We start from the raw sequence: 25,158 nt of genomic DNA, 5'->3' as shown, positions 1-25,158 counted from the left end.
GTGCGATGTTCACCATTTCCGTGACCCACGATTCGCCGATTCCGCCCTATGAGCAGCTCCGGCTCGGTGTCATCGCCCAGGTGCGCTCCGGGGAGTTGACGGCGGGTACCAAGATCCCGACGGTGCGCGCACTGGCCGCGCAACTCGGGCTCGCGCCGAATACGGTCGCTCGGGCCTATCGGGAACTCGAGTCCGACGGGGTGGTCGAAGCCCGGGGCAGGCAAGGATCTTTCATCGCGTCCTCGGGCGACCCGACCAAAGATCTGGCAGGGCGGGCCGCGACCGACTATGTCGCTACCATTCGACGGCTCGGTCTCGATGACGAGGCCGCCCTGCAGTACGTCAGGGCGGCGTTGGAGAGCTAGTTCTCGCGGGCATCAGCGCCAACTGGGCAGCCACAGGTGGTCGTGCCAGTTGCCGGGGGTAATCGGCAGCGCGGTAAGAATCGGCCACAACCAGATGAAATTGGCGATTACCAGGCCGAGGTAGATGCAGACCGCGAGCAGTCCGAGGCCGCGTCGTTCACTGGGCACGGCGGGCAGGTAGGTGCCCGCCGGGCTGCGCGGTATTCGAACCGATCGAGCCGGGCCGAGAATATCGCCGCACACCAACGCGACGCCCATCACCAGGAACGGGGCCAGCGGTACCGCGTAGAAGTAGTACATCTGCCGATCGAGGGTGAAGAACCAGGGGATGAGCCCGGCGCCGTAGCCGGTGAGCACCGCCGCATAGCGCCAGTCCCGACGGACCACACTGCGCCACAGCATCCAGCCCAGTACCGGGAAGGCGATCCACCAGATCGCCGGGGTGCCGATCAGCATCACGGCCTTCAGGCACTGGGTCTGACCGCAGCCGGTGACACCGTTGTCGGCGTAGTAGTAGAGCATCGGCCGCAGCCCCATCGGCCAGGTCCATGGCTTGGATTCCCAGGGGTGATGGTTACCCGCCGAATTGGTCAGCCCCTCGTGGAAGCGCAGCGTTTCGCCGCTGTAGTACCACAACGATCGCAGCGCGCTCGGCAGGAACGACCACGGCCCACCCCGACCGACCTGATTGCCGACCGCATAGCGGAAAACGCCGTCCTCACTGGCGAACCAGGCCCAATAGCTGGCCAGATACACCCCCAGCGGAATCAGCACCAACGCGTACAGCGCGGGCCCGACATCGCGCACCGCCGCACCGACCCAGGGCCGCCGCACACCGTAGGCACGCCGCGCCGAGACGTCGAAATAGACACTCATGATCCCGAACGCGAGGATGAAGTACATGCCGGACCATTTTGTGCCGCAGGAGAGTCCGAGCAGCACCCCGGCGCCGAAGCGCCACCAGCGCACTCCTAGCCGCGGACCCCATGCGCTCGCATCGATCCGACTCTCGCGGTCCACCTCGGCCATTCGGGCCCTGACCTCGTCGCGATCGACGATCAGACAGCCGAACGCGGCGGTGACCAGCACCGCCATGAAGATGTCGAGCATGCCGATGCGCGAGGAGACGAAGGTGAGTCCGTCGGCGATGAGCAGAATGCCCGCGATCGCGCCGACCATCGTGGAGCGCGCCATCCGCCGAACGATCCGGATGACCAGCAGCACCAGGATGGTGCCCGCCAGCGCCGCGCTGAAACGCCAACCCCAGCCGTTGTAGCCGAACATCCACTCGCCGACCGCGATCAGCTGCTTGCCGATCGGGGGATGCACCACCAGCCCGTAGGCGGGATTGTCCTCGACGCCACCGCCGGTGAGGATCTGCCAGGCCTGTGGCGCGTAATGCTTCTCGTCGAAGACGGGGGTGTAGGCGTCGGTGGGATAGTCCAACATGATGAACCGCGTCAGCGCCGCGATCGCGGTGAGTACCGCCGTGACCACCCACCCCTGCATCTTGTCGACCGGACCGAAGTCGGGCGACGGCCGCAGGGGCGCGGGGCTCGACCAAGAGGGCACGGCCCCGGCAACGGTCGCGCGCTGGTCGGTCACCTGGGTCACGTCCCGATCGTATGCTGTGTGCGCCACCGAGACCCGCACCGGTGAGCGCGCCGCCGCGCGAATCACACCCTGAGTGGCGGTTCAGGTGGCGTCTGAAGCGTATCGGAGTCCGGGTGATCACCCAGCGCGGGATTGATTTTCTTCTGGTGAGAGAATTTGCCTCCGGCAAAGGTAACGACTGATTTCGCGTGGACATGGGTAACTCGCCGGGGACGCCCAGCCGCGTACTCGATGACCGGTCCGGTGACCAAGTCCCGAGCCACCAACGACCGGCAAAAGACCCGGGGAGGCGCAGGAGCGTGGCGGACAAGGTGGGGCGGTTGGTGCTCGCGGCAACGCCGATGGGTGAGATCGGCGATGCCTCACAACGGCTACGCGAGGCGCTCGGATCCGCCGATATCCTCGCGGCCGAGGACACCCGGCGCACCCGTGCCCTCGCCAAGGCCCTGGACGTGGAGATCACCGGGCGAGTCCTGCGGTTCGACGATCACGTGGAATCCGCGAAGGTTCCGGCGCTGCTCGATGAGATCGACAGTGGCGCCACAGTGCTGCTGGTGACCGATGCCGGTATGCCGTCGGTGAGTGATCCGGGTTATCGCATGGTGGTGGCCTGTGTCGAGCGTCAGCTGCCGGTTACCTGTCTGCCGGGACCGTCGGCGGTGACCACCGCCCTGGCGTTGTCCGCGCTCCCGGTGGAACGCTTCTGCTTCGACGGATTCGCGCCGCGCAAATCCGGCCAGCGGCGAGAGTGGTTGCGCACCTTGCGCACCGAGCCGCGAGCCTGCGTATTCTTCGAGGCGCCGCACCGGCTCGCCGACTGCCTCGCCGATGCGGTCGAAGTGCTCGGCTCCGATCGGCGGGCAGCGGTCTGTCGGGAACTGACCAAGACCTATGAGGAGGTTGTGCGCGGCAATCTCGGCGAACTCGCCGCCTGGGCGGTCGAGGGGGCGCGCGGCGAAATCACCGTCGTCCTCGAAGGCGCCCGACCCGTCGCGGCCGATCCCGCCGATCTGGTCGACGAGGTCGAATCGCTGACCGCCGAAGGTATTCGCCTCAAGGACGCGTGCGCCCAGGTGGCCGCCGAGACCGGCGTTTCCCGCCGCGAACTGTACGACGCGGTACTGACCGCGCGCCGCAACGGCGGGGACAGTCCATAGCGCGACTCGCCAGCGCCGACACTCCCGTGCGGCCGCATTGGGGGAGTGTCATGGTGCCATCGATCATCGGCGCGACGATGATCGGTGTCATGACCTCTTTGGAAAGCAAGGCGAAGGCGTTTCTCGAACTGCATGTCCCGGGCGATCCCGGTGTCTTTCCGACGGTGTGGGATGCGTGGTCGGCGAATGTCGCTGTCGCGGCAGGTTTTTCGGCGCTGACCCTGGGTAGTCATCCGGTCGCCGATTCGGTCGGGCGCAGCGATGGCGAGGGGATGACATTCGCGGAACTGTTGACGCGGGTCCGGCAGATCACCGGTGCGGTCGATGTTCCGATCTCCGTCGATATCGAATCCGGTTACGGGCTCGAGCCCGCGCAGTTGATCGAGGGGCTGCTGGATGCGGGCGCGATCGGCCTCAATATCGAGGACACGGTGCACAGTGAGGGCGGCCGGTTGCGCGGTGCCCAGGAGCACGCCGACCTGGTGCACGGCCTGCGTCAGTTCGCCGATGCCGCAGGTGTGCACGTGGTCGTCAATGCCCGCACGGACCTGTTCATGCGCAAGGACGGTGACGACAGTGATCGCCTCGACCGCGCCATCGAGCGCCTGAAGTTGGCCGCCGCGGCGGGTGCCGACTCGTTGTTCCCGGCCGGACAGCATTCCGACGCCGATATGCGCCGTCTCACCAGTGAATTGCCGCGGCCGATCAGCGCTGTCGCCCAGCCCGGCGCATCCGAAAAGACGGTGCTGGCCGATCAGGGCGTCGCCCGCATCACCTTCGGCCCGTTGCTGCAGTGGGCACTGACCGACGAAGCCAACAGGCTGCTGCATCGCTGGAAGTAGTCCAGCTCCAGCGGGCTGGCCGAACAGACTGACGCGCTACCGCAGCATCGAGCGGTAGCGCTTCAGTAGGGCGGTGAGCTCGGTCAATAGGTCGTCCGGGCACAGCTCGTAATGGTCGCCCCAGTAGCGGCGCGTCTTGTTATCCCAGATGCGATAACCGCCGGGGACTCCCCGCGCGACGTATCGTCTCCTGCGGATTACTTCTTCGGCTCCACGTACCGTGGGTAGACCGCTTCCGGCTCCGGCAGTGCGGTTCCGGGGACCAGCGGGGTCGCGATATCGGCAAACGAACGGTTCTGCTGAGCCAGCAGATCCAGGATCTTGCCCGCCGATTCCGGCATAACCGGCTGTACCAGAATCGCGACGATGCGCAGCAGTTCGATGGTCACATACAGCACCGTCGCCTCGCGGGCCAGCGACTCCTCGGTGGCCGTCTTGGCCAGTGCCCACGGCGCCTCAGCGGAGAAGTAGCGGTTGGCCTCGCCGAGCGTCAGCCAGATCGCCTCCAGCGCCAAATGCATTTGCTGGGTGTCGAATTCGGCTCGGCAGCGCTCCAGCAGACCATTGGCCCGGTCGAGCAGGGCGCGATCGGCCTCGGTGAATTCGCCCGGCGTCGGCACCACGCCACCGCAGTCGCGGGCGACCAGCTTCAGGCTGCGCTGCACCAGATTTCCGAATTCATTGGCCAGATCGGTATTGATCCGCCCGACGATCGCCTCGTGGCTGTAGCTGCCGTCCTGGCCATAGGAGATCTCGCGCAGCAGGAAGAAGCGCACCGCGTCGACGCCGTATTCGTCGACCAGCGCGAGCGGGTCGACCACATTGCCGACCGACTTGGACATCTTCTCGCCCTTGTTGTACAGGAACCCGTGCACGAAAACGCGTTTCGGCAATTCGATCCCGGCCGACATCAGGAACGCCGGCCAGTACACGGTGTGGAACCGGGTGATGTCCTTACCGATGATGTGCACGTCGGCGGGCCAGAAACGCTGGAACGCAACGGATTCCGTATCCGGGAAGCCGACGCCGGTGACATAGTTGGTGAGCGCGTCCACCCACACGTACATCACGTGATCGGGATGTCCCGGCACCGGCACGCCCCAGTCGAAGGTGGTGCGCGAGATGGACAGGTCCTTCAGACCCGCCTTCACATAGCTCACCATCTCGTTGCGGGCCGTTGCGGGCGCGATGAATTCGGGATGTTCGTCGTAGAGCGCGAGCAGCTTGTCCTGGTAGTGCGACAGCCGGAAGAAATAGTTCGACTCCTCGGTCCAGGTGACCGGCGTCTTCGATTCGGTCGAGATCCGGGTGCCGTCCTCGAGCAGTGTCGTTTCTTCCTCGGTGTAGAACGCCTCGTCGCGCACCGAGTACCAACCCGAATAGTTGTCCAGGTAGATATCGCCGTTGGCGAGCATCCGCTCCCAGATCGCGGCGCTGGCCACCTGGTGGTCGTCATCGGTGGTGCGGATGAAGCGGTCGTAGGAGATGTCGAGGATCTTGTCCATCGCCTCGAACACATCCGAGTTGCGCGCGGCGAGTTCCTCCACCGGCACGCCCTCGGCGACCGCGGTCTGCTGCATCTTCTGCCCGTGCTCGTCGGTGCCGGTCATGAAGAAGACGTCATAACCGTCCAGCCGCTTGAAGCGGGCGAGGGCGTCGGACGAGATGTACTCGTACGCGTGCCCGATGTGCGGCGCACCGTTCGGGTATGCGATGGCCGTTGTGATGTAGAAGGCGGCGCGGTCGGCTGCGCTCATACGTGCGCCTCGCTGACGCTCGGCTCCGGTATGACCGCACCGGCGGCTGTGTAGATCGATCGCTCGCTCATGGTGCATCTACTGTAATGCGCGTGGATTCCGACGCTCACGTGAATATCCCCCGAGTCGATCGCCGCCGTCGCGCGCCCGCGTTCCGGTGTGCCGGAGTTCGCCGATGAGCGGCAAACGGCCCGCGCCCGAGCTGCCGGAACCGCTCGCGCCGCTGGTGGACGCGCATACCCATCTGGATGCCTGCGGGGCCACCGATGCGGAGTCGACGGCGGTGGTCGTGGACCGCGCGGCCTCGGTGGGGGTCGGCCAGGTGGTCACCGTCGCCGATGATCTGGCCGCCGCGCAGTGGGCCGTGCGGGCCGCGCATTGGGATCGAAGGGTGTTCGCCGCCGTGGCGCTGCATCCGACGCGGGCGAACGCGCTCGACGACGCGACCAAGGCCGAACTGGAGCGGTTGGCCGCCGATCCGCGCGTTGTCGCGATCGGCGAGACCGGACTCGATTACTACTGGCCGGGCAAGCTCGAGGGCTGCGCCGATATCGAGGATCAGGTCGAGGGCTTCCGCTGGCATATCGACCTGGCCAAACGCCTGCGCAAACCACTGATGATCCACAACCGCGAGGCCGACCACGATCTGCTGGCGGTACTGCTGGACGAGGGTGCGCCGGAAACCGTGATCTTCCATTGCTTTTCCTCCGACACCAATATGGCGATGTCGTGTGTGGCCGAGGGCTACATCCTCAGCTTCTCCGGCACGGTGAGCTTCAAGAACGCCCATGAACTGCGCGAAGCCGCCAAGGTGGTGCCCGACAACCAGATTCTGGTGGAGACCGATGCGCCGTATCTGACCCCGCATCCGTTCCGTGGTGCGCCCAATGAACCGTATTGCCTGCCGTACACCGTGCGTGCCCTCGCGGAATTGCGTGAGCAGGATCCGGTGGCGCTCGCGAAAATAACCACCACGAACGCCCACCGCATTTACGGTATCTGAATCGATTGCATTTCTGTTATGGCCGGGTCGGGAGTTCTCCTGGCATCGCTCGAGAAGTCGTTTCCGCGATCTTGGGTTAACGCTGACAGTCCAATCCGCCGCTGATGTGCAAGAGGTCTGGATGGTCGATGTGCGCTAGGTCACTTCGCTCGATGCGATTCGTGATTTACCTGCGGCGGCGATATTGATTTGGGATATCGAAAACCCGCCGTTCGGAAGGCTGCGGTTGTCGACTCCTGACCCCTTCGTTATCGTGCTGTTACCATGTCTCCATTCGCGAGGATCAACCAGTCCCGCTCGCCGCTGCTGTACGCGGCGGTCGCGGCGCTGCTGGTGACGCTGATCGTCGGTGCCGCGATGGCGATCGTGAACCGCAAGACGGTCACGGTCGTCGTGGACGGCGAACAGACGACGCAGACCACCATGTCGCGCAACGTCAGCGGAGTGCTGAAGGCCGCGGGTTTCGATGTGAACGACCGCGACCTGGTCCGGCCCGCACTGGCCGCGACGATTACCGATGGTGCGACCATCACCTACAACCGCGCGCGTGAGGTCGCTATATCGCTGGACGGCAAGGCCGAGAAGGTGTGGTCGACCGGCCTGACCGCGGGTGATGTGGTCGACCAACTGCACCTGCCCCGCGAGGTATTCGTTTCACCAGCCCGCAACGAGAGGTTGCCGCTGGAGGGGGCCGCACTGCAGATCGCCAGCCCGCGTTCGGTATCGCTGCTCGACGGCATCGGCCATCCGGTCGATGTGCGATTGGCCGCGCCGACCGTCGGTGATTTCCTCGCCGTCGCGGGCATTCCGCTGATCGAGCAGGACACCGTCGAGCCCGCGGCCACCACCCCGCTCACCGATGGGCTGCGGATCGTGGTGACCCGCCAGCGCGTCGAGAACAAGGTCGAGACGGTGCCGTTGGATCCGCCGGAGAATGTGATCGAGGATCCGACCCTGAATATGAGCCGGACCGTGGTGGAGAGCCATGGGGCACCCGGCGTGCAAGATGTGACGTTCGCGGTCACCATGGTCAATGGCCAGGAGGTCAGCCGACGGCCGATCGCCGCCACGGTGCAGGTGACGGCGCAGCCCAAGACGGTCCGCAAGGGCGCCAAGCCCGGCACCGAGGTGCCGCCGGTGCATGACGGTGATATCTGGGACGCGCTGGCCCGCTGCGAATCCACCGGCAACTGGGGCATCAATAGCGGCAACGGCTACTACGGCGGCATCCAATTCGACCAGGGCACCTGGGAACGCCAGGGCGGTCTCAAATACGCCCCGCGCGCCGACCTGGCCACCCGCGAAGAACAAATCGCCGTCGCCGAAGTCACCCGCGCCCGCCAGGGTTGGGGCGCCTGGCCGGCCTGCACCGGCCGTCTGGGCATCGGCTGATCGCCGATCCGACCGCAGCGCCTGTGCCCCTCGGTCGCGGATAGGCGGAGTTGATACTTTGTCGGACGTGTCCGAACCCGATATTTCCGCTCGTGGAAGTGCTGCGCTGCTCGGGCCCGCCGAGGTGCGGGCGCTGGCCGAGCGGCTCGGCGTGCGCCCGACCAAACAGCTCGGACAGAACTTCGTGCACGACGCCAATACTGTGCGCCGAATTGTCGCGGCAGCCGGGGTTGGGCGCGGGGATACCGTCCTCGAGGTCGGGCCGGGACTCGGTTCGTTGACATTGGCGCTGCTCGATGTGGTGGATTCGGTCATCGCCGTCGAGATCGATCCCGTACTGGCGAAACATCTTCCGGTGACCATCGCGGACCGTGCGCCGGAACTGGCCGGGCAGTTGACCGTGGTGGAAGCCGATGCGCTGCGGGTCCGCGCGGAGGGCCTGCCCGCGGCGCCGTCGGCGCTGGTGGCGAATCTGCCCTATAACGTCGCCGTGCCGGTGCTGCTACACCTGCTCGCCGAATTGCCCAGCATCATAACGTCATTGGTGATGGTGCAGGCCGAGGTGGCGGACCGCCTCGCCGCCGAGCCCGGCAGTCGCATCTACGGCGTACCGAGCGTCAAGGCAGGCTTCTTCGGTACCGTGCGCCGCGCGGGCGCGGTGGGCACCCAGGTGTTCTGGCCGGTGCCGCGCGTGGACTCCGGGCTGGTCCGCATCGAACGCTATGCCGAACCGCCCTGGCCGATGGACGAGGGGCACCGTCGCCGCGTCTTCGAAGTCGTCGACGCCGCCTTTGCTCAGCGCCGCAAAACCCTCCGCGCCGCCCTCGGCAACTGGGCCGGTTCACCAGCCGAAGCCGAACGACGCTTGCTCGCCGCCGGTATCGACCCGACCGCCCGCGGCGAAACCCTGGACACCGCAGCCTTCGTACGCCTCGCCGCCCAGGGGTGAGCGCATCCCCATGGCTGGCTTGCCGAAGTGTCGCCGTTGCGAAACAGATTGTGGATAACCAACTTTTGTCTTGTTGGTCGCAACATCGGCGCCACGTGCCGCCAAGATCGACTCGCGAATGCCGCAGCACGCCGCGCGCCACACAGAAATCACAGGTCATCGCATCGAATGTCGGTTCTGACACGCGCTGGTCGGCGTATGCGGTCAGGGGTGACCGCCACCTGAATGGCGTCCGCCATCGGATGTGGATGGCGCTGTGGATGATTCGATGCGCGCGGTGAACTCAGCGGTACGTACGACACCGATGGGGGACAAGTCTAGACACCACCGAAATGCGCCCGCATTCGGGGTCGGTCGTGGCAGCCGACCTCCGGACCCGCTGTTGTGCGATCGATTTCGCCCCGCGGATGGACGTGCAGGTAGACAAGGTTTTGGCGCGCAAGGCAACCGGATGAGCCTATGCGCCGCGGTCCGATGCGGACTCGGTTGGATCGCCCAGTGGGGCGCCGATACCGAGTGCGGCACCGAACAGTTCGATGAGACCTCCGCCGCAGGCGGCGAATCTCGGCCGGGGCTGGATCAGGCCGCGACCTCGTATCCCGCCTCGTCCACGGCGGCGACGATATCGGCGTCTGCGAGCGGCGCGGTGCTGTCCACCCGGACCGCACCGCTGGCGAGGTCGACATCCACGCTGGTCACGCCATCGATCTTGCCGATCTCCGTCTTGACCGAGTTCACGCAGTGTCCACAGGTCATTCCCGTGACGGTGTAGGTGCTCGTGGACATCTCCGACTCCTTCGCTCACATTGATCATACGGTGCGGGGGTATCCCCAACGCCTCTGAAAATACCCCCTGAGGGTATTGAGTGCAAGTGAGAGCCTCATCGTTCTGAACACCAGTTGGATGCGCAATGGCGAGACCGAGGCATTGGTGGCCGACTGGTCGCCGTTGAATCGAATCGGCCAGCTCGGTGATATCGCGGATGTCACCGTCTTCCTCGCCGCCGTCACCGGTCAGTGCGCGCCGCCACTGGCGGGGCGTTGCGTGTAGCCGTCCGACACAAGGGCGGTGAACGTCTCATCTCGAGCTGAGCACCTGCCGTTCCCACGGGATAGGCTTGAGCACCGTGTTGTCAGTTGTGCCAAGTCCCGTCGTAGTGCGCGCGCCGTCCAAGGTGAACCTCCACCTAGGTGTCGGTGACCTGCGTGCGGACGGCTATCACGATCTGACTACGGTATTTCAAGCCCTCTCGCTCAGCGATGATCTGGAACTCGCGCCGGCCGCCTCGCTGACCGTGCGGGTCAGCGGCGAGGGCGCCGACGATGTGCCGACCGATCGGACCAATCTGGTGTGGAAGGCCGCCGTGCGCGTCGCGCATCTGGCCGGCCGTGCGCCGCTGGTGGAAATCGCCATCAACAAGGGCATTCCGGTGGCGGGTGGGATGGCGGGCGGCAGTGCGGATGCCGCCGCGACGCTGGTGGGCCTGAACGAACTCTGGGATGTCGGGCTGACCCGCGACGAGTTGTTCGCGGTCGCAGCCGAACTCGGCAGCGATGTGCCGTTCGCACTGCACGGCGGCACCGCACTCGGCACCGGTCGGGGCGAGCGGCTGCTTCCGGTGTTGTCCCGCAATATCTTTCACTGGGTTCTTGCCCTGGCCAAGGGCGGATTGTCCACCCCGGCCGTCTTCGCCGAACTCGATCGACTACGCGAGGTCGGCACCCCACCCCGGCTCGGTGAGCCGCAGGAACTGATGCAGGCGCTGGCCTCCGGCGACCCGAGACAGCTTGCGCCCCTGCTGGGTAACGATCTGCAGGCGGCCGCACTGTCGCTGCGGCCGGAGTTGCGGCGGACCTTGCGCGCGGGCGTCGGTGCCGGTGCGCTTGCCGGGCTGGTCTCCGGGTCCGGCCCGACCTGCGCATTCCTCTGTGACAGCGAGGATGGCGCGGTGGCGGTCGCGGCCGAGCTCGCGGGCGCGGGCGTGTGCCGCAGCGTGCGTACCGCGAGCGGACCGGTCTCCGGTGCTCGGGTCATCAGCAGCGGCACGCCCGGAAAGCGCTGACTTTTCGCCCGTCAGGCGATGACGTGTCGACGAGGCGGTCCACCTGGCCGGCGTCGAGCCCGTAGCGGAACAGCGTGCGATCCCGGACCGAGCGTTCGGTGGGGCGACGGTGGGTTCGGCGTGCTCGGTACGCTTGCGCGGGGCGAGCACACGCCCGGCCATACCCTGGAAGGATCCATGTCCAACCTGATCAATCTCGAACAGGTCTCCAAGAGCTTCGGTATCAAACCGCTCCTGGACAACGTTTCGCTCGGCATTCACGCGGGCGAACGGATCGGTGTCGTCGGCCTGAACGGCGGCGGCAAGACCACCCTGTTGGAGGTGCTGACCGGTCTCGAGCCGCCCGATAGCGGCCGGGTGAGCCGGGTCGGCGGGCTGCGTATGGCAGTCGTGACCCAGCGTGGTGTGCTGCCTCCCGGCGCGTCCGTCGGATCCGTCGTGCTGGCCGGACTGGCCGATGACGCGATGCCCCCCGGCGCGAGCGACGGGCCCGGAGACGGCAACTTGCGTGACCACGCAGGGCCTCGGGAGCGCCGAGATGACTACGGCGTTGCCGAACACGAATGGGCGTCGAACCCGCGCATCCGGTCCGTTATGGCGGGCATCGGCATCGAGGGCCTCGGCCTGGATACATCGGTCGACAATCTCTCCGGTGGCGAGCGCCGCCGCGTCGCGTTGGCTGCCGCGCTGGTTCGTGACCTCGATCTGCTCGTCCTCGACGAGCCGACCAATCATCTCGATGTCGAGGGTGTGCAGTGGCTGGCCGAACATCTGCTCGAGCGCCGCAGCGCCCTGGTGGTCGTGACCCACGATCGCTGGTTCCTCGACACCGTGGCCACCGATACCTGGGAGGTCGTCGGCGGCAAGGTCGAGAGCTACGAAGGTGGTTACGGCGACTGGATTTTCGCGCGTGCCGAGCGGGCGCGGCAGGCCGATGCCGCCGAAGCCCGGCGCGCGAATCTCGCGCGCAAGGAGTTGGCCTGGCTGCGGCGCGGTGCGAAGGCCCGCACCTCCAAACCGCGCTATCGGGTGGAGGCGGCCGAGGCGCTGATCGCCGATGTGCCGCCGCCGCGCGATAGCGCCTCACTGGCCGCCTTCGCGCGAAAGCGCCTGGGCCGCGTCGTCATCGAACTCGAGGATGCCACCCTCACCACTCCGGACGGCCGAGAGTTGGTGCGCGAGTTGACCTGGCGCTTGGCGCCAGGGGAGCGAGTCGGTCTCGTCGGCGTCAACGGCTCCGGCAAGACGACGCTACTGCGCACGCTGGCCGGTGCCATCGAACCCGCCGCGGGCAAACGCATTCAGGGACAGACGGTCGAAATCGGTTGGCTGCGTCAGGAACTCGACGACCTGCCGACCGAGCTGCGTGTCCTGGAGGCGGTACAGCAGATTGCGCAGCGAATCACGTTGGGGGATAAGGAGATCTCCGCCGGGCAGCTGGCCGAGCGCCTCGGCTTTACCCCGGCCCGGCAGCGCACCCCCGTCGGCGACCTATCCGGTGGTGAGCGGCGCAGGCTGCAACTGACCCGGATCCTGATGTCGGAACCGAATGTCCTGCTGCTCGACGAGCCGACCAACGATCTGGACATCGATACCCTGCAACAACTGGAAGACCTGCTGGACAACTGGGCGGGCACCCTGGTCGTGATCAGCCACGACCGGTATCTGATCGAGCGCATCTGTGACTCCACCTGGGCCCTGTTCGGCGACGGAAAGCTCACCAACCTGCCCGGTGGCATCGACGAATACCTGAAAAAGCGTTCCGCACTGAGCTCCGCCACAACGCGATCCGCCGAACCCAAGCCCGCCGAAGCCCCGGCGACCGATTCCGCCGCTTACCGCGCCGCCCGCAAGGAGCTGGCCAAACTGGAACGCGCCATCGACAAACTCACCGAACGCGAACAGCGCCTGCACACCGCCCTGGCCGACGCCGCCACCGAACCGGACAAGCTCATCACCCTGGGCGCCGAGCTGAAACAGGTCCTGGCCGAAAAGGAATCCGCCGAAGAGCGCTGGCTGGAACTCGCCGACGGCGCCTGAACCGCCTGGCACACTGTCCAGCGCTCCGGCGCCTCGCCGATTACGTTCGACGGAACTCCGGGCTACTGCGGCAGCGTCGGCTAGCTGTCGCCGGACACGCGCCCGTCCTGGACGACGACAGGCAGGCAGGTCTGGACGAAGTCCGCGCCGAAGCCGGTGAGTGCGATGCTGCGGTAGTAGACCTTGGTACCGAAACCGGAGCGCTTCAACACTTCTCGGACGGGGGATTGGGCCTCGAGGAGCTGGTAGCGGTTCGGATTGCCAACCGGTTCCTTGACGAATTCGATCAGGCCGAGGCGGCGCAGATTGGGTAGATATTGCTGGATGCGGTTGGGGAACCGCAGGCCCGCGTGTTCGCCGATCAGGTTGAGCCCGGAGATGATTCGCTCGACACCGATACCGCGCGGCCGTCCGGCGCGGATATCGATCGAGGGCTGCGGGCCGTCGAGGTGCAGGAAGCGCAGGATGCGCGCCTCATCGGGGGTCAACTCCTCGAGCATGCGCGCGAAGGCGGGGTGGGTTTCATGGTGCTCGCCCTGCGTACTCGCCGACAGCCGCAGCAGTGCGGCGCCCTGCTCGCGCAGCGTGGGAATGGCATCGGGCGTGGGCTGTTCGGGCGTGGTGGGCAGCCGCAACGCACGCCGTACCGCGTCCCGAACCTCGGCCTCCGCTTCGGCAAGCACCTCACGCGGTGGATTTCCGGCGATACTGCCGCGCACCACGGTGGCCCCGACGCCGAGGGCGGTGTCGATGCCCCACGCGGTCACTCCGGCCGCCGCGCTCACCACGACCCGGGCGACCCCGGTGCTCGCCCGAACTGTCTTGCGTACCGAGCCGGGCTCCCGCTTCGGCGCGGCCGACTCGACCGCGCCGACGGGCAGGCGCGCGATCTCGCTCGATTGCCCGGATACCGACTCGGAAGTTGTTGCTGTTTCGGCCACCTCGGACTGCGCCGCTCGCTCGCAGCCGTGCCCGGCGGCACGCGGATCGTCGCCGCCAGCTTCCGTCACAGCCATGTTGTCGCTACTCCCGTTCCGAAGATCAGGATGTGAGCGTATCCGGCGAAGAGTCCCAACACGCCGCCATGCAGAAAAAGAAGCCATTCGTCCTGTTTGATGGCTGATCGCAGCATATCCACGAAGTCGGGGGGCGATAGCGCCGACATCTGTTTGGCGATGTAGTCGTTGATTTGCCTGCCTTGCTGGACGTTGAAGTCTGGATCCGCGAAGGCGATCGGCGCGATAGATATCGCCTCGGTGGTCAGCGTCGATTGCAGCGAGTCGTACTCCCGGCTGCCGAGCACGAACTTTACCGCTGGTCGCGCCGCCCCGAGCGCCCGGTCCGCGGCCGGGCGCAGCGTGTCCTCGAGCATCTGCATGGTCCGGTCCGAGCGCGGACCGTTGAGCAGTTCGTCACCGATATTGGCGACGGTTATGACCTGACTGGAGACCAATTCCGCGTAGCCATCGGTGATTTCGAGCTGTCGCTTGATCAGCAGACCCTGCCGCCACGGGCACCACCACTTCGGGTACGCCGGCGCGAAGATCATATTCAGGCCGATCCAGTTGACCATCCAGCCGATGATGACGCCGCCGACCGGCAGCAGCACCAGCGTCGACCAACCGGTCAGGTGCAGCAGTGCGACCAGCACGACACCCATCGGCGCGCCGAAGTAGAAACCGAAGTTCTGCATGAAGCGCAGTTCCTTGGCGCCGAGGACCTGGAAAAGAATATTGAGCAGATGCGGACGCGCCTGGAAATAGCGGATGACCATCTGCTTGACGTCCAGCAGTTGATCGATATTGGCGCCCAATTCTTCGGTCAGCTCGCGCAGAATATCGGGCAGCTGTTGGCGGACCCGCGCGTGAATCATCTCGCGTACGCCGGTCGGCAGGTTGTACCAGAGTTGCGGATGTTCGCGGCGCAGGATTTCTTCGACGATGTCTTTTATCTGCGCGTCGGCGATAGCGGCGAGGTGTTCGGCGAGCTTGTCCGGTTCCAGCTCACGATAGAAGTCGGCAACGCTACCGAGTTTCGCCAGTCCCTTGTCGACCGCGATGCTCGCCATTTTGTCCGCACGTGAGGGCACGATGCCCTGCCAGCCTATTCGGCCGTCGTAGCTCAGCAACGGCAGCACCTGAATTCGCTTGGGCAGGAAGGGAAACAGTGCGCGCAATCCGGGTAGACGAATGCCGTGGAAGGCGACCGGCTTGAACAACATCAGGATGCCGGTCCAGTTGGTGATGTAACCGATGATGCCGGTGAAAAGCGGGATAGTCACTAACTCCAGGAGGACCGTCGGGTGGACCCCGAAAACACTCTCCAACACGACACCCTCCTGCCGATACCGGTGATCGCCGCCTCACCGGCAACTCAAACTAGCACCCCAGTCGGCAGACGGACCCTACTGTGAGGGCGAGAACCCGCGAGTGTCCCGGGGCCACAGCGGATTGTCTGAGACGTCGGTCACACTGTGTGTCCAGGATGTCGTAGTGTCAACAAGTGCCGGAGACAATGGCGACCGTCACGCGTCCGACAGCAGGGGTCGGCGTGTTTGCCGGTCCAGTCGGCTCGCGGTAGGGCATGCCTGGAAGGCTGGCGGGCAATAATCTGTGGGCGTATTCGTACGTGGCAATACATCGGAGTAGAACGTGACAGACGACAGGACCGGACAGGACGTAGCCCGGGCCGGTTCCCGCTCGGTGGAGCACAGCTCGGATGTCGAACAGCGGCAGATCAGCAATGAGGCACGGCTGATTCGTGGTGTGTTCCGGGCGGCAGGGCTCGCGGCGGGCACCGTGGTACGCGGTAGTCAGTGGGCCGTCGGCACGACCTATGAGGTGACCAAGGAGATCACCCAGGCCGCGCTCGACGGTGATTCGTCGGCGGATATCGCCGAGCGCACCGGTAATGCGTTGCGCTCCATCGCGCGCAGCGCGCTCGGCGTCACCGAGGGATCGGTGCGCGAAATCGTCAGCTATGTACCGACTTCCAATGGAAGTACGCCACAGCCGGCGGCGATCGGCATCGGCGCGCCGCTGCACTCGGCCAGCAGCGAAGAGTTACGTCGACGCGGCGATGCGCTGCTCGCCCGCTCGGCCGATGTCTATTTCACCGAGGATGTGCACCCGGCCTATGACCGGATCCTCGACGAATTGGCGCCGGATGAGGCGCGCATTCTGCGGTTCATGGCATTGAACGGTCCGCAGCCTACGGTCGATGTGCGTACCAACCGTCCGCTCGGCATCGGCTCGGAGTTGGTCACCGGTGATCTCACTTCGGTTCCGGAACAGGCCGGTGTTCGTTATCCGGACCGCGCGCGCACCTATCTGATCAACCTCAACCGCCTCGGCCTGACCCAGGTTTCCGAGGACCCGGTGGTGCTGAGCCGGTACATGGTGCTCGAGGTGCAGCCGGTGGTCGAGGCGGCGTTGAAAAGGGCCGGGCGCGCGCCCAAGATCGTGCGCAAAAGTCTGCGGCTGACCGAATTCGGCAGCGACTTCTGCAACACCTGCTTCACCATCGGGAACTGACCCGTCCGGTTGACCGCACATTCGGCTCGAAGTGATAGCAATCTGATACAAATCTCCCAATCTCTTTAGCGCGGCGACTTCGAATGGGATTGTTGAGTTATGGACCGGGATGCTGTGTCAGCGATCAGTCGCCTGAAGTTCAGGTATCTGCGCACCCTCGACACCAAGTCGTGGGATGAATTCGCGGATACCATGGTCCCGGAAGCGACCGCCACCTACAGCGAATACCTGCAGTTCGAGTCGCGGGATGCGTTCCTGGCGTTCATGCGCAACACCCTCGGTCCGCACGTCATCACCGAGCATCGATGCGACCATCCGGAGATCGATGTCGAGGGCGACACCGCCACCGGCACTTGGTACCTCGCGGATACAGTGCTGATACCGGCGCACAATATGCTGTTGCGCGGCGCGGCGTTCTACTCCGATCGCTACGTCCGCTGCACGGATGGGCAATGGCGCATCGCGCATACCGGATATGAGCGAACCTATGAGGTGGTTCTCTCGCTCAGTGATCTGCCGAGTCTGCGGCTGACGTCGAGTCGCTGGGGGCTGATCACGCGCGAAGACGGCATCGCGGCGGTCGAACGCGAGCCGGGCAGCACCACCCCGCAGTGGCGCGGGCCCGCGTCGAAGGCGGCCGAACCCGAGGCCGGGTGAGCGCATCGCCCCGAGCGCCGCGACTGCGCCGGATTCCTCGGAATCGGGCGCAGCGGGGGGCCTAGTCCGCCGTGGCGACCAGCGGCTCGAGCGTGAGCTTCGGATGCTCCTTCTCGATGTACTGCAACCGCCATTTATCGCTGAACAGCGCCAACAGCACGCCGTCGGAGCGGGTGAATACCTCGACCCCGCGCTGCCGATCGAGTTCGGCCATCGACTCCGCGTCGGTGCGCCGGGCCAGCGTGTAGGGCAGGTGCTCCATATGCGTCTCGACGTTGAATTCCGCGAGCATCCGCGCGGTGACGACCTCGAACTGCATCGGACCGACCGCCGCCAGCACCGGTGACGCATCGCCGCGCGCGTCATTGCGCAACACCTGCACCACGCCCTCGGAGTCGAGCTGGTCGATGGCCTTGCGGAACTGCTTGTACTTACCCGCACTCTGCGCCCGCAGCACCGCGAAATGCTCTGGCGCGAAGGACGGGATCGGCGGGAACTCCACCTTCTTGTCCACGAACAGCGTGTGTCCGGGCGCCAGCGCGGTGGCATTCACGAGGCCGACCACATCACCCGGGTAGGCGGTATCGACGGTCGAGCGCTCGCGCCCGAAAACGGTGAGCGCGTACTTGGTTGCGAACGGCCGACCGGTCTGCGCGTGCGTGACAACCATGCCACGCTCGAATTCACCGGAGACGATTCGCATGAACGCGAGCCGATCCCGGTGTGCCGCATCCATTCCGGCCTGCACTTTGAAGACGACCGCGCTGAACGGGTCGGTGGTGTTGCGCGCCGTGCCGCCGATATCGGCGCGCGAGCCGGGGGCGGGCGCCAGTGCGACCAGCGTCTGCAGCAGTTGTCGCACACCGAAATTCAGCATCGCGGAGGCGTAGATGACCGGGGAGGTCTGTCCGGCCAGGAACATCTCCTGATCGTGGTCCTGCCCGGTGGCCGAGAGCAGTTCGCTCTCCTCGGCGGCGGTCGTCCACGCCTCACCCTCGCGGGCCTCGGCCGATTCCGGATCGAGCGATTCCTCCGGCGCGATCGTCGCGCCACCCGCTGTCCGGGTGAAGTGGATGTACTCCACGGCAGCCCCCTCCGGACCGCGACGCAGCAGCCCCCGGAAGTCACCGGCGATGCCGACCGGCAGGAACAGCGGGGTCGGGGTGAGGCCGATGCGCTCGCTGATCTCGTCGAGCAGTTCCAGCGGCGCGCGGCCCGGGCGGTCCCATTTGTTGATCACGGTGATGACCGGGATGCCACGATGGCGACACACTTGGAACAACTTCAGCGTCTGCGGCTCCAGACCCTTGGCGGCATCGATGAGCATGACCGCGGCGTCCACGGCGGTGAGCACGCGATAGGTGTCCTCGGAGAAATCCGAGTGGCCGGGGGTGTCGACCAGGTTGATCACGTTATCGATATCCGAGCCCGCGGCGCGGTAGTTGAACTGCAGCGCGGTCGAACTCACGGAGATACCGCGCGCTTTCTCCATCTCCATCCAGTCCGACACGGTGGATTTGCGCCCGGCTTTGCCGTGGATCGCGCCCGCCTCGGAGATCATTCTGGCGTGCAACGCCAGCGCCTCGGTGAGCGTCGACTTGCCGGCGTCGGGGTGGGAGATCACCGCGAATGTGCGCCGCCGGGCGACCTCGGCGGGCAAACCACGCGGGGCGGGCGTGACGACACCCTCAGTGGAGGCGGTCAACTTCAACAACCTTTCAGACAGCCGATCGGCAACCGCTCCAGCGTACGCGACCGGGTTGACGACGAGGCTGCCAGTCCGACCACCCGATTCAGCTGGACATAAACACTTGCGCTATGGTGTTCGGGTTGTCTCGGCGAGGGTGACCGCAGACGTAATGCGTTCACCGTGATCGACGCGGCTCGGCTCTCGGCCGTCCCCGTTCGGTCTTCGCCCGACGAATAGACCATTTCGCCAGGGCGGATAACAGTTCCTGGCGCACTGTTGACAGCCTGCTAGAGCCGTAGGGAGTAGATCCAGTCATGTCCGACGCCAACCTTCTCGAAGCCGCCGTCCGTACGGAGTTCGGCAAGGGCGCCGCCCGCCGCACCCGTCGCGCCGGCAACGTTCCCGCCGTGCTGTACGGCCACGCCGCCGACCCGCAGCATCTCTCGCTCAACGCCCAGGCCTTCGCCGCCATCCTGCGCGAGCACGGCACCAATGCGGTGCTGAACCTCGTCATCGACGGCAAGAAGCAGCTCGCGCTGACCAAATCCGTTGTGGTGCACCCGATTCGCCGTTACATCGAGCACGCCGACCTGCTGATCGTCAAGCGTGGCGAGAAGGTCACCGCCGATGTGAACGTCACGCTGAGCGGTGACGCCGGCCCCGGCACCCTGGTTACCCAGGAATCCACCACGCTCTCCATCGAGGCCGACGCGCTGAGCATTCCGGAGGCCATCGAGGTCTCGATCGAGGGTGCCGAGGCCGGCACCCAGATCACCGCGGGCGCGATCGAGCTGCCGAAGGGGGTCACCCTGGCTGGTGACCCGGAGGCCCTGATCGTCAATGTCATCGCCGCCCCGGCCGCCGAGGCTCCCGCCGAGGGCGAAGCCGAGGCCGAGAGCGCCGAGTAAGAACTCCCCGGATCGGTTATCCGCATGACCGAATCCTCGACCGGGCCCGCGCTCGTGGTCGGACTTGGCAACCCGGGCGCCGAGTACGAGCGCACCCGGCACAATATCGGCTTTCTGGTCGCCGACGTGCTCGCCCAGCGCGTCGGCGGCCGTTTTGCTGTGCACAAGAAGTCCGGCGCGGATCTGTTGCAGGCCCGGCTGGACGGGCGTCAGGTATTGATCGCCAAGCCGCGCTCGTTCATGAATCTATCCGGGCGACCGGTCGCGGCGCTGGCGAAATTCTTCTCGGTGCCGCCGACCGAGGTGATCGTCGTGCACGATGAACTGGATCTGCCGTTCGGTCAGGTCCGGCTCAAGCGCGGCGGCGGTGAGGGCGGGCACAACGGATTGCGTTCGGTCTCCAGCGCCCTGACCACCAAGGACTATCTGCGCACCCGCATCGGCATCGGCCGCCCGCCGGGTCGCCAGGACCCGGCGGACTATGTGCTCAAACCGTTTTCGTCGGTGGAGCGCAAGGAGGTGCCGGTGATCGTCGAACAGGCCGCGGACGCGGTCGAACTGCTCCTGCGCGTCGGGCTGGAACCGGCCCAGAACCAGCTGCACTAGGCACGTTCAGCCGCGGTTCAGCGCAGGTGGATCGCGGTGGCGGAGCGGCGCAGCTTGCCCGACGAGGTTTTGGGCAGTGCGCCGGGGCCGAGGACCGCGACGGTGCGGGGGCGGGCGCCGACCTCGGAGAAAACCGCATGCACGATTTCGCGTTCGATGCGCTTGACCTCGTCGGCGTTCTGGTGGTCGTTGCTCTCCACGACCACTGCGAAGCTTTCGCGTTTCTCACCCGCGTCCAAGCGGACCGCGACGGCATTGCCAGGGCGCACACCCAGCACGCGCATGGCGGCGCGCTCGATGTCGGTCGGGTAGATATTGCGGCCGCCCATGATGATGACGTCCTTGATCCGGCCGCACACCACGATCAGGCCCTCATCGGTAAAGTAGCCGATGTCGCCGGTATCGAACCAGCCGTCGCCATCCTGCGCCGGGCGGAACCCGTTGACCGTGACATAACCGGAAGTGACCGCCGGACCGCGCAGTTCGATCACACCGACGGAACGGGTCGGCAGCGGCTGGCGCTCCGCATCGACGACCCGGCCCTCCAGATTGTCGACCAGATAGCCGAGCGTCGGCAGGCGGCGGACATTGCCGTGGTGATCATGGGCCGGAACGGCCTTGCCCAGTGCCTCCAGCAGGTCGGCATCGATGACATCGAGGATCTGTCCGTGTCCGGGATCCGGAATCGATACGGCCAGTGTGGTTTCGGCCATCCCGTAGACCGGGGTGAGCGCCATCGGATTGAGCCGGAAGCGTTTGCCGGCCGCGGCGAGGGCCTCCATGGTGTCCGGATCGACGGGCTCGGCGCCGTTCCACATGTATCGCACGCTACTGAGATCGTAGGCGCCGTCCTCGGCCTGCGTGAGCCGGCGGGCGAGCAGCGAGTACGCGAAATTCGGTGCCGCCGTGACGGTGCCGCGATACTTGTCGATCAGCTCGGCCCACAGCAGAGGCCGCATCAGGAAGTCGATCGGCGTCACGCAGACCACTTCGGCGCCGAATTGCATGGGAACGCTGAGGAATCCGACCATCCCCATATCGTGGAAAAGGGGCAGCCAGCTGATCATCACATCGTCGTCGAGCTGAAATTTCACCCGATCGAACATGGCGTAGGCGTTGGCGTAGAAGTTCTCATGCGTGATCCGCACCGCCTTCGGCGATCCGGTGGAGCCGGATGTCAACTGCTGCAACGCGATATCGGTCTCGACGGTCGGCACCGGATCGGTCTCCGGGCAGTCGCGCAGCTGATCGATGCGCACCACGGTGATGCCGCGCTCGCGCAGCAGCGGTTCGGCGGCCTCGAAGGGCGCGCCGAGTACCACCGCGCGCGCCTCGATCATCGACAGCACGGTCTCGGTATCGCGGGCCCAGACCACCAGGTCCGTGCGCGGGGTCGGCTGATGCAGCATGGTGATCGACGCGCCGCGCATCCAGATGCCCTGACAGGCCGGTGCGATATCGACCGGCATCCCGGCGAGTACGCCGACCGCGTCGCCGTGTCCGATACCGGCGGCCGCCAGTCCGCCTGCCATCCGGCGCGCGATCCGGTGGATCTCGCCCCACGTCTGCCGCAGCGGCGCATTCGGCTCCCCGGTTACCAGCCCACGAACCGAGGTTTGCGCCGTCGCGTACATCTCATCGGTGAACCTGCTCAAGTCCAACTCCTGATCGGCACGGTGCGATGGCCGGACGTGCTCCGGCCTGCTTCCAACTATCCCGGCAATTCTGCTTTGCGTTAACGGTTCCGGGCGGTAGGCGGTGGGCTTGTCGGATCTGGTCGGCTGATCGGGGGCTCGGACCTACGAACGGTTCGTTCCGAAGGTGGCGGCGTAGCGGTCGACATAGTTGCGGCCGGACCGGGCCGCCAGCTCCCGCATCCGCTCGTCGGTGGCGGCGCGCACCTGGCAGCTGGGCGTGCCGATTCCGGTGTGGACCGCCGGGCTCGGAACGAGGTGTGGGTCCGCGCGGCGGGGGTCTCCTGTTCGAACGCTTTGCCGCGCTGGTCGCCGCGGCCGCACCGGCCGCCGACGACCCGAGGGCCGTCGCTATCGCGCTGTGGACCAACCTGCACGGCATCGCCGCTCTCCAGGCGAACCGCAGTCTGCGCCTGGTCGTCCCGGCGACCGATACTCGCGCCCTCCTCGCCCAAGTCCTCGCCTTGCACCTGGCCTGACAGCCACATCGCTGTCGGGATCGTGTCGGCCATATCGGCCGCCGATCCCGCAGCGGGTGTGAATCCGGGCAGCGGGTGTGGATCCTGACTCGCGTGCGATCTGCTCGTCGGCGCCATTCGACTAACGGCGTTGCGGGAGTGGGATTCTCGCAAGGTCGGTGGCGATCACAATCTCGCCGCTGAAGTACGCCGACGCCTCGGCGCGGTGGTCGTCGAGATCGCGGTAGCGCTGGGAGAAGTGGGTCAGCACCAGGGTGCGCACGCCCGCCTCGGCGGCGACCCGGGCCGCTTGTCCGGCCGTGAGATGGCCGTATTCCTCGGCGAGGTGGACGTCGGCGTCCAGGAAGGTCGCCTCGATCACCAGCATGTCCACGCCCGAGGCGAGGGTCGCTACACCTGGGCAGAGGCGAGTGTCCATGATGAATGCGACGCTCTGGCCCGGCCTCGGCGCACTGACCTCGGCCAGTGTGATTGTGCGCCCGTCGAATTCGATGCTGCCAGCGTGTTGCAGTTGTCCGACCGCCGGGCCGTGCAGACCGAAGGCGGCGAGCCGCTCCGGCAGGATGCGCACACCGCTCGGTTCGGTGAGCCGGTAGCCGAAGGTGTCGACCGGATGCGATAGTGCGACCGCTTCGAGAACGAACGGTGCGCCTGGGGCGTCCAGCGCACCCGGATCGGCGATCGGATGCGGCCGCAGATCGACAGTGCGATAGAAGGAGGTGGCATTGCTCAGCCGACCGAAGAACACCTCACCCGAGGCGGGGTAGTACACGTCGACCGGATGGGCGACCTTGTCGAGGTTGATCCGCTGGATGATGCCGGGCAGTCCGAGGCAGTGGTCACCGTGGAAATGCGTCACCGCGATCCGGGTGATATCGGTGACCGATACACCCGCGTACGTCATCTGCCGTTGGGTGCCCTCGCCCGGATCGAAGAGGATGCCCTCCTCGCCCCAGCGCAGCAGATACCCATTGTGGTTGCGCTGCTTGGTCGGAACCTGACTCGCGGTGCCGAGCACGATCAGTTCGCGAGGTGACATCAGAGCGTAGCGACCGCGCCGACGAACCGGTCGAGCTCCTCGAAAGTGACAAAGCAGTGCGGTGAGGCACGCACCACCGAATCCAGGCCACGGGCGGTCATATCCAGCAGCGTAGAGCTGGCATGGCTCGCCGTCACCGTAATATCGCGGGCCGCAAGACGATCGCGCACTTCGATGGCGGATTTCCCGTCGACGGTGAACGAAACGATGCCGCTGTGCCGAATCCCGATATCGCGCACCGCTACGCCAGCGATTTCCGGCAGCGACTTGCGCAGGTGTTCGGCGCGGGCCGCGATCGCGTCGTAGACGTTCTCGGGGCCGAGCTCGAGCAGATATCGCACGGCCGCGCCGAGACCGAGTCGCGCCGCGACATCGCATTCCCAGAATTCGAATCGGCTCGCGTCCGGTACCAGGGAATACTCCCGCGGGCCGGTCCACTGCGCACTGTGCAGGTCCAGTCGCTGCGGCTCCATCGACGCGGCCAATTCCGGTCGCACATAAAGGAATCCGGTGCCGCGCGGCCCGCGCAGCCATTTGCGGCCGGTAACCGAGAGCGCGTCGATATCGAGTTCGGCCACATCGATCGGCAGCTGTCCGGCCGACTGGCAGGCGTCGAGCAGCACCAGCGCACCGACCGAATGCGCGATCCTGGTGGCATCGGCGGCTGGATTGACCAGACCGCCATTGGTCGGAGCGTGCAGCACCGACACCAGCTTGACCCGTTCGTCGACCATGTCGGCGAGTGCGTCGAGGTCGAGCTGGCCGCTGCTGTCGCTGGGAATTTGTTCGACCACCGCACCGGTCGCCTTGGCCCGCTGCAGCGCGGCGATGGCATTGCTCGCATAGTCGGCGCCCGAGATGAGGACGCGGTCGCCGGGCCCGAGCGCGACCGAATAGAAGAAGTCGGCCCACGAGCGGGTCGCGCTGTCGCTGAGCGCGATGCTGGTCGGATCGGCGTTGATGAGCCTGCCGATATCGGTTTTCACCGCGGCGAGGTCGTCGAGTCGCTCGTTCGCCGCGCGGTAGCCGCCGATTTCGGCCTCGCGTCGCACATGCGCCACAACGGTATCGGTGACGACTCGGGGCGGTAACGAGGAGCCCGCGCTGTCGAGGAAGACCAGATCGGATCCGGAACCGTAGACGGGTATGTCGGCACGTACGCGCTTCTCGTCGAGCATGGCCTGACAGTATCGCCGAAATCGGCGCTTTGGGCTGTCGCACGAGTCGAGGCAGGTCCGGGACATGGTGCACCAGTGCCCCCGCTGTGCACGACCGCGAATTCAGATTCTTGTCACATTTCTGGTCGGTGCCCCCCAGCTACGCTGGTTTGGGTCGGCGCACCGGGGTACGACCAGCATCGACGGCGATAC

23 protein-coding genes are annotated in these 25,158 nt (G+C 66.1%); 14 read left to right on the top strand and 9 right to left on the bottom strand.

Annotated elements, in window-relative coordinates; all coding sequences use genetic code 11:
• The first annotated feature begins 5 nt into the window (after positions 1 to 5).
• A complete protein-coding gene (locus tag ACW2Q0_RS09430; protein WP_457188262.1) occupies positions 6 to 365 on the top strand; it encodes a GntR family transcriptional regulator in 360 nt (119 codons plus the stop codon).
• Positions 366 to 377: 12 nt separating this feature from the next.
• Here the strand turns inward: ACW2Q0_RS09430 and ACW2Q0_RS09425 are convergent, their stop codons facing one another.
• Positions 378 to 1,979 carry a dolichyl-phosphate-mannose--protein mannosyltransferase gene (locus tag ACW2Q0_RS09425; protein WP_457188260.1) on the bottom strand — a complete coding sequence of 534 codons (1,602 nt, stop codon included), beginning with the start codon at positions 1,977 to 1,979 and terminating at the stop codon, positions 378 to 380.
• A gap of 299 nt (positions 1,980 to 2,278) precedes the next feature.
• Here ACW2Q0_RS09425 and rsmI point away from each other — a divergent pair, with 299 nt between their 5' ends.
• Together rsmI and ACW2Q0_RS09415 are read left to right on the top strand one after the other, a co-directional pair.
• Complete coding sequence (gene rsmI / locus ACW2Q0_RS09420) at positions 2,279 to 3,136, top strand: 16S rRNA (cytidine(1402)-2'-O)-methyltransferase (protein WP_457188258.1); 858 nt, start codon at positions 2,279 to 2,281, stop codon at positions 3,134 to 3,136.
• An 89-nt stretch (positions 3,137 to 3,225) separates the two neighbouring features.
• Complete coding sequence (locus tag ACW2Q0_RS09415; protein WP_457188256.1) at positions 3,226 to 3,978, top strand: isocitrate lyase/PEP mutase family protein; 753 nt, start codon at positions 3,226 to 3,228, stop codon at positions 3,976 to 3,978.
• Positions 3,979 to 4,175: 197 nt separating this feature from the next.
• Here ACW2Q0_RS09415 and metG read toward each other — a convergent pair whose 3' ends face one another.
• Positions 4,176 to 5,735, bottom strand: coding sequence for a methionine--tRNA ligase (gene metG / locus ACW2Q0_RS09410; RefSeq protein ID WP_457188254.1), 1,560 nt, complete (start codon positions 5,733 to 5,735; stop codon positions 4,176 to 4,178).
• Between the two features lie 175 nt (positions 5,736 to 5,910).
• Here metG and ACW2Q0_RS09405 point away from each other — a divergent pair, with 175 nt between their 5' ends.
• The 3 genes from ACW2Q0_RS09405 (at position 5,911) to rsmA (ending at position 9,079) form a co-directional block, all read left to right on the top strand.
• Positions 5,911 to 6,738, top strand: coding sequence for a TatD family hydrolase (locus ACW2Q0_RS09405; RefSeq protein WP_457188252.1), 828 nt, complete (start codon positions 5,911 to 5,913; stop codon positions 6,736 to 6,738).
• A gap of 264 nt (positions 6,739 to 7,002) precedes the next feature.
• On the top strand, positions 7,003 to 8,130 hold the full coding sequence (locus ACW2Q0_RS09400) for a transglycosylase family protein (RefSeq protein WP_457188250.1): 1,128 nt from the start codon (positions 7,003 to 7,005) through the stop codon (positions 8,128 to 8,130).
• 67 nt (positions 8,131 to 8,197) lie between these two features.
• On the top strand, positions 8,198 to 9,079 hold the full coding sequence (rsmA, locus tag ACW2Q0_RS09395) for a 16S rRNA (adenine(1518)-N(6)/adenine(1519)-N(6))-dimethyltransferase RsmA (RefSeq protein WP_457188248.1): 882 nt from the start codon (positions 8,198 to 8,200) through the stop codon (positions 9,077 to 9,079).
• Positions 9,080 to 9,658: 579 nt separating this feature from the next.
• Here rsmA and ACW2Q0_RS09390 read toward each other — a convergent pair.
• Positions 9,659 to 9,865 carry a heavy-metal-associated domain-containing protein gene (locus ACW2Q0_RS09390; protein ID WP_457188246.1) on the bottom strand — a complete coding sequence of 69 codons (207 nt, stop codon included), beginning with the start codon at positions 9,863 to 9,865 and terminating at the stop codon, positions 9,659 to 9,661.
• Positions 9,866 to 9,983: 118 nt separating this feature from the next.
• Here ACW2Q0_RS09390 and ACW2Q0_RS09385 point away from each other — a divergent pair, with 118 nt between their 5' ends.
• From ACW2Q0_RS09385 to ACW2Q0_RS09375, 3 genes are all read left to right on the top strand, one after another.
• Positions 9,984 to 10,130: a hypothetical protein gene (locus ACW2Q0_RS09385; protein WP_457188244.1), complete on the top strand. Its 147-nt coding sequence runs from the start codon at positions 9,984 to 9,986 to the stop codon at positions 10,128 to 10,130.
• 76 nt (positions 10,131 to 10,206) lie between these two features.
• Entirely contained in the window at positions 10,207 to 11,142 is a 936-nt protein-coding gene (locus tag ACW2Q0_RS09380) for a 4-(cytidine 5'-diphospho)-2-C-methyl-D-erythritol kinase (RefSeq protein WP_457188242.1), read from the top strand.
• 177 nt (positions 11,143 to 11,319) lie between these two features.
• Positions 11,320 to 13,182, top strand: a complete 1,863-nt coding sequence (locus tag ACW2Q0_RS09375) for an ABC-F family ATP-binding cassette domain-containing protein (protein WP_457188240.1) — start codon at positions 11,320 to 11,322, stop codon at positions 13,180 to 13,182.
• Between the two features lie 80 nt (positions 13,183 to 13,262).
• On the opposite strand, the gene ACW2Q0_RS09370 is transcribed toward ACW2Q0_RS09375, so the two are convergent.
• Together ACW2Q0_RS09370 and ACW2Q0_RS09365 are read right to left on the bottom strand one after the other, a co-directional pair.
• Positions 13,263 to 14,198, bottom strand: a complete 936-nt coding sequence (locus ACW2Q0_RS09370; protein WP_457188238.1) for an Abi-alpha family protein — start codon at positions 14,196 to 14,198, stop codon at positions 13,263 to 13,265.
• On the bottom strand, positions 14,189 to 15,511 hold the full coding sequence (locus ACW2Q0_RS09365) for a DUF445 domain-containing protein (protein WP_457188236.1): 1,323 nt from the start codon (positions 15,509 to 15,511) through the stop codon (positions 14,189 to 14,191). The genes ACW2Q0_RS09370 and ACW2Q0_RS09365 overlap by 10 nt, the downstream gene beginning before the upstream one ends.
• A 322-nt stretch (positions 15,512 to 15,833) precedes the next feature.
• Here ACW2Q0_RS09365 and ACW2Q0_RS09360 point away from each other — a divergent pair, with 322 nt between their 5' ends.
• A complete protein-coding gene (locus ACW2Q0_RS09360) occupies positions 15,834 to 16,715 on the top strand; it encodes a DUF4393 domain-containing protein (protein ID WP_457188234.1) in 882 nt (293 codons plus the stop codon).
• A gap of 99 nt (positions 16,716 to 16,814) precedes the next feature.
• Positions 16,815 to 17,372: a nuclear transport factor 2 family protein gene (locus tag ACW2Q0_RS09355; protein ID WP_457188232.1), complete on the top strand. Its 558-nt coding sequence runs from the start codon at positions 16,815 to 16,817 to the stop codon at positions 17,370 to 17,372.
• A 61-nt stretch (positions 17,373 to 17,433) separates the two neighbouring features.
• Here ACW2Q0_RS09355 and ACW2Q0_RS09350 read toward each other — a convergent pair whose 3' ends face one another.
• Positions 17,434 to 19,077: a peptide chain release factor 3 gene (locus ACW2Q0_RS09350; protein ID WP_457188230.1), complete on the bottom strand. Its 1,644-nt coding sequence runs from the start codon at positions 19,075 to 19,077 to the stop codon at positions 17,434 to 17,436.
• A gap of 299 nt (positions 19,078 to 19,376) precedes the next feature.
• On the opposite strand from ACW2Q0_RS09350, the gene ACW2Q0_RS09345 reads away from it, so the two are divergent.
• Together ACW2Q0_RS09345 and pth are read left to right on the top strand one after the other, a co-directional pair.
• Positions 19,377 to 19,970, top strand: a complete 594-nt coding sequence (locus tag ACW2Q0_RS09345; protein ID WP_457188228.1) for a 50S ribosomal protein L25/general stress protein Ctc — start codon at positions 19,377 to 19,379, stop codon at positions 19,968 to 19,970.
• A gap of 24 nt (positions 19,971 to 19,994) precedes the next feature.
• Positions 19,995 to 20,576: an aminoacyl-tRNA hydrolase gene (pth, locus tag ACW2Q0_RS09340; protein WP_457188226.1), complete on the top strand. Its 582-nt coding sequence runs from the start codon at positions 19,995 to 19,997 to the stop codon at positions 20,574 to 20,576.
• Between the two features lie 17 nt (positions 20,577 to 20,593).
• Here pth and ACW2Q0_RS09335 read toward each other — a convergent pair whose 3' ends face one another.
• Entirely contained in the window at positions 20,594 to 22,231 is a 1,638-nt protein-coding gene (locus ACW2Q0_RS09335) for a fatty acyl-AMP ligase (RefSeq protein WP_457188224.1), read from the bottom strand.
• A 26-nt stretch (positions 22,232 to 22,257) separates the two neighbouring features.
• On the opposite strand from ACW2Q0_RS09335, the gene ACW2Q0_RS09330 reads away from it, so the two are divergent.
• On the top strand, positions 22,258 to 22,749 hold the full coding sequence (locus tag ACW2Q0_RS09330) for a WHG domain-containing protein (protein ID WP_457188222.1): 492 nt from the start codon (positions 22,258 to 22,260) through the stop codon (positions 22,747 to 22,749).
• Between the two features lie 121 nt (positions 22,750 to 22,870).
• On the opposite strand, the gene ACW2Q0_RS09325 is transcribed toward ACW2Q0_RS09330, so the two are convergent.
• Both ACW2Q0_RS09325 and ACW2Q0_RS09320 read right to left on the bottom strand, forming a co-directional pair.
• Positions 22,871 to 23,788, bottom strand: a complete 918-nt coding sequence (locus tag ACW2Q0_RS09325) for a ribonuclease Z (RefSeq protein WP_457188220.1) — start codon at positions 23,786 to 23,788, stop codon at positions 22,871 to 22,873.
• On the bottom strand, positions 23,788 to 24,966 hold the full coding sequence (locus ACW2Q0_RS09320) for an aminotransferase class V-fold PLP-dependent enzyme (protein ID WP_457188218.1): 1,179 nt from the start codon (positions 24,964 to 24,966) through the stop codon (positions 23,788 to 23,790). The genes ACW2Q0_RS09325 and ACW2Q0_RS09320 overlap by 1 nt, the downstream gene beginning before the upstream one ends.
• Between the last annotated feature and the right edge of the window lie 192 nt (positions 24,967 to 25,158).

The organism is Nocardia citri (genome assembly GCF_054065835.1).
The sequence above is the reverse complement of the archived record's forward strand: the minus strand, read 5'-3'. Positions and strand labels throughout refer to the sequence as shown.